General features: G+C 68.7%; 4 protein-coding genes. 2 read left to right on the forward strand and 2 right to left on the reverse strand.

From position 1 onward, the window contains the following. Positions 1 to 1,064, reverse strand: a 1,064-nt coding sequence (locus VGF12_RS01910) for a lipopolysaccharide biosynthesis protein (RefSeq protein WP_331174356.1), incomplete at its 3' end; no start/stop codon positions are given. A 45-nt stretch (positions 1,065 to 1,109) separates the two neighbouring features. Here VGF12_RS01910 and lysS point away from each other — a divergent pair. Next, positions 1,110 to 2,615 carry a lysine--tRNA ligase gene (gene lysS / locus VGF12_RS01915; RefSeq protein WP_331174357.1) on the forward strand — a complete coding sequence of 502 codons (1,506 nt, stop codon included), beginning with the start codon at positions 1,110 to 1,112 and terminating at the stop codon, positions 2,613 to 2,615. Positions 2,616 to 2,795: 180 nt separating this feature from the next. Beyond that, positions 2,796 to 3,593, forward strand: a complete 798-nt coding sequence (locus VGF12_RS01920) for an SOS response-associated peptidase family protein (protein WP_331174358.1) — start codon at positions 2,796 to 2,798, stop codon at positions 3,591 to 3,593. A gap of 229 nt (positions 3,594 to 3,822) precedes the next feature. Here VGF12_RS01920 and VGF12_RS01925 read toward each other — a convergent pair. After that, positions 3,823 to 4,405 (reverse strand): ATP-binding cassette domain-containing protein (locus VGF12_RS01925; protein ID WP_331174359.1); only part of this gene is annotated, 583 nt, incomplete at its 5' end.

The following is a 4,405-nucleotide window of genomic DNA, read 5'->3' on the forward strand; positions in this document are numbered from 1 at the left end:
CCGACCAGGGCCAGCTTCAGCGCCCAGGCCTGGGCGCCCCAGGCCAGCGTCACGACGGAAAGCGGCGCGGCGACGAAATGCAGGGCGACATAGGGTGCCAGCGACCGGGCCAACTCGCCTGCGCCGCGCCACTGGGCGCCGAACAAGGTTTCGAAGAGCCAGGGGCCGAAGGCCAGCAGCACAAGCATCAGCGGCAGGGCCAGGGCCGCCAGCAGCAGCAGTTGGCGCCGCACCAGCGCGCGGGCATCGATGCGATTCGGGGTCCGAGTCAGGCGTGGGTAGAGCGCTTGGGACAACGAACCGCCGACGAGGCTGGCCGGCGCCTTCAGATAACGCAGCGCCAGCGCCCAGGCACCAGCCTCGGGGGCGCCCAGCCAGGCGGCCAGCAGCGCGATGGCCAGGGTGTCCTGCAGGGCGCCGGCAAAGGCATGGGGCGTGTTCAGCAGCGGGAAGTCGCGATGCTTCAGAGCCATGGCCCGCAGCGGCTGCGGCGCGAGCAGCCTTCGCCAGCCGCCCGCGGGCGAGGGCCGGGCCTGCACGACGGCGGCGACACCCGTGGCGAGTGTCGCGCCAGCCATCAGGCCCCATGGACCAGCCTGCAACAGGCCCAGGCCCACCTGGGCCAGCGCGCCGCCGCCCCATTGCGCGACGCGTCCCCAGGCCAGGACCGCAAATCGCCCGGCGCGCGCCGCCCACTGGCCCAGGGCCTGGCTGGCTGCCAGCGCCAGCACGGCCAGTGGCAGCGCGGCGGCGACATGCAGGCCGGTCCAGGCCATCCACAGCCCCCCGGCGAGCACGGCCGCGGCCACGACGGCCGCCAGCACCCGCAGGCACAGCGCCAGCAGCGCGGCAGCGCCCTTCTCCCCCGTCTCCAGCGCCAGCGCGAATTCGTAGCGTGCGCAGCCGACGACGGCCAGATTGCTCGCCACCGTCCACACCAGCGAGAACTCCCCGTACTCCGCCGGCGTGTACAGCCGCGCGATCCAGGGCCCCAGCAGGAGAGGCACGGCCTGGGCCAGCGCGCTGCCCGCGATCAGGGTGAGAGTGGCGCGCGTCAGGCTCATAGGGGCGCGAGATTCTAGAATCGACGGTTCGACTGAAGGCCCGCAATGACTCAAGCCCCTCCCACCCCGACCATCGACGACAACCAACTGATCGCCGAGCGCCGCGAAAAACTGGCCGCGCTGCGGGCCGCCACGGCGGTGCCCTTCCCCAACGACTTCAAGCCCGAGCATCGCGCCGCCCCCCTGCAGGCGCAGTACGGTGAGGTGCCCAACGAGGAGCTGGAGCCGCAAGCCGTGAAGGTCAGCGTGGCCGGCCGCATGATGCTCAAGCGCATGATGGGCAAGGCCAGCTTCTGCACGCTGCAGGACGCCACCGGCCGCATCCAGCTGCGCGTGACCATCGACAACGTCGGCGCCGACGTCTACGACGCCTTCAAGAAGTGGGACCTGGGCGACATCCTCGCGGCCGAGGGCACGCTCATGCGCACCAAGACCGGCGAGCTGTCAGTGGCCGTCACGACGCTGCGCCTGCTGACCAAGAGCCTGCGGCCCCTGCCGGACAAGTTCCACGGCATGACCGACCAGGAGCAGAAGTACCGCCAGCGCTACGTGGACCTCATCACCGACGAGGATGCCCGCAAGCGCTTCGTCGCGCGCAGCCAGGGTGTGTCGGCCATCCGCAGCTTCATGGTGGAGCACGGCTTCCTGGAGGTGGAGACGCCCATGCTCCACCCCATCCCCGGTGGCGCCAACGCCAAGCCCTTCATCACCCATCACAACGCGCTGGATCAGGAGATGTTCCTGCGCATCGCGCCGGAGCTGTACCTGAAGCGGCTGGTGGTGGGCGGCTTCGAGCGCGTGTTCGAGATCAACCGCAACTTCCGCAACGAAGGCATCTCTGTCCGCCACAACCCCGAATTCACGATGATGGAGTTCTATGCGGCCTATTGGACGCATCACGACATCATGGACTTCACGGAGGCCGTGCTTCGCCATGCGGCCATCGCCGCCACCGGCAGCGCCGCGCTGACCTATGCCGGCAAGCCCGTGGCGCTGGACAAGCCTTTCGCCCGCGTGTCCGTGCGCGACTCGCTGATCCAGTTCGCCGGCCTGACCGCCGACGAGGCCGACAGCCCCGAGGTGCTGCGCGCCAAGATCGTCGCCGCCGGCGAGCAGGCGCCCGCGCGCTGGAGCCTGGCCGAGCTGCAGTTCGGGCTGTTCGAGGCTGTCGTCGAGGAAAAGCTCTGGGAGCCCACCTTCATCATCGACTACCCCGTCGAGGTGTCGCCGCTGGCGCGCGCGTCGGACACCGACCCCAAGATCACCGAGCGCTTTGAGCTCTTCATCACCGGTCGCGAGTACGCCAACGGCTTCTCCGAGCTGAACGACGCGGAGGACCAGGCCGCGCGCTTCCAGGCCCAGGTGGCCAACAAGGACGACGGCGACGAGGAGGCGATGTATTACGACGCCGACTTCATCCGCGCGTTGGAATACGGCATGCCGCCGACCGGCGGCTGCGGCATCGGCATCGACCGGTTGATGATGCTGATCACGGACTCGCCGTCGATCCGAGACGTGATCCTCTTCCCCGCGCTGCGCCGGGAAGCCTGACGCACAGCCCCTGTCCGGCCCGGCCTGACGACGTGCAGGTCGGCGCCTGTGGCGCCCATGCAGGCAGACGGCCGGCATGGGCGCTTTGCCTTGGGCGCAGCATTGCCTTTTTCGTCTTGCACCGCGCAAATACTGTGTTTTTGCACAGTATCATCGGGTCGATTCGTCAAGGAACTTCGCGTGCGCAGCCATCACGATCCCGTCATCGACGCAGCCCGACTGCTTTCGGCATTCGGCGTGACCTTGCCGGCCGGCGTCGAGCTGGATCCGGGCAGCGCCGACGGCACGGCAGCCTTCATCGTCCAGGCCGGACAACCGGTCACCGACGCACTGGGTGACGTCCGTGTCGGCAGTTGGGGACGGCCTTCCGCTTTCGCGCAGCAGGCCGGCCCGGCCGCGCAGGCGCGTCACTGCCGTGTCGAAACCATGAAGTCGGACCCGACCTTCCGGGAAAGCTGGTGGTCCGGCCGACGATGTGTCGTGCCGGTGGAGAGGCTCACCGAGTGGTGCTATGTGTCGGGCCGGCTGGGCCTGTGGGGCATTCGGGGCGAGAACGAAGCGCCGATGGGGTTGGCCGGCCTTTGGAAGGTCTGGACGCACCCGACGGGCGACACCGCACTCTCGTTTTGTGTACTGACCCTCAGCGCCGACGGGCATGCCATCTTCGATCGCCTGAAACACCCGGCCCATGACAAGCGCATGCCCGTCATCCTGTCCTCCCAGGCGCAGCGGCAATGGCTGCACGGCTCGTGGGCACAGGCGGAACGGTTGCTCGTTCGCTGCCCTGCCGAACAACTGCATGCATTTCCGCTGGAGCCCGCGAGCGGGCCGGCACGGCTGGACGGTCCCGACGAAGCGGACATGTTCGCGGACGAATGGTGGGCCACCACGCCCCACGTGCCAAGCAAGAAGCGCATCGCCGTGCGGCGCAAACCGGTCGATGCGCCCCTACCAACTACCGGCGACCTCTTCAGCTGAAGACGCTCAGCGCTTTCCCAAGGCCTTGATGCGCGCCCAAAGCCGGGCCTTGGACAGCGTCGTCATCTGCATCGCACCCATGCAGGCGTCGAGCCGGTGCGGGCACGCGCGGATGCGCTGGCCCAGCGCTTCGAGCTGGGTCGCAACGGTAGGCGGGATGGGCGGCGCTTTCGCAGGCCTAGGCCTCTCATTTCAGTCAAGGAATGACCTTGAACAGAATGAGAAACCATCAAGCGCCCGCAGCCGCCGGCGCCTTGCCCGCAATGATCATTGCCAGCACCTCGTCCTCGTCGACGTCGGCCGTGCGGCAGACGCCCACCAGCCGGCCATTCTTCATGACCATCAGCCGGCTCGACAGCGCAAACACGTCCGGCATGTCGTGCGTGACGAGCAGGATGCCCACGCCCTCGGCGCTCAGCCGACGGATGAGGTCGTGGACCATGGTCGTCTCTGCCGGTCCCAGCGCCGCGCAGGGCTCGTCCATGATCAGCACGCGGGCCTGGAACTGCAGCGCCCGCGCAATGGCGACCACCTGCCGCTGGCCACCGGACAGGGACATCACCGGATCGGCGATGTTCCTGAAGTTGGGGTTCAGCCGCGCGAACAGTGGCACGGCGGCGGCGCGCATCGCGGCGTCGTCCAGCAGGCCAAAGCGCGTGCGCAGTTCCCGGCCGAGGAAGAGGTTGGCCACCGAGTCGAGGTTGTCGGCCAGGGCCAGCTTCTGGTGGATGGTCTCGATGCCAGCGGCGCGCGAGTCGGCCGGGCTGGCGAACTTGACCGGTTGGCCGTTCAGCAGCAGCTCGCCACCGTCA

This window comes from Roseateles sp. (assembly GCF_036404855.1).
In the GTDB taxonomy this organism is placed as follows: Bacteria; Pseudomonadota; Gammaproteobacteria; order Burkholderiales; family Burkholderiaceae_C; genus Pelomonas.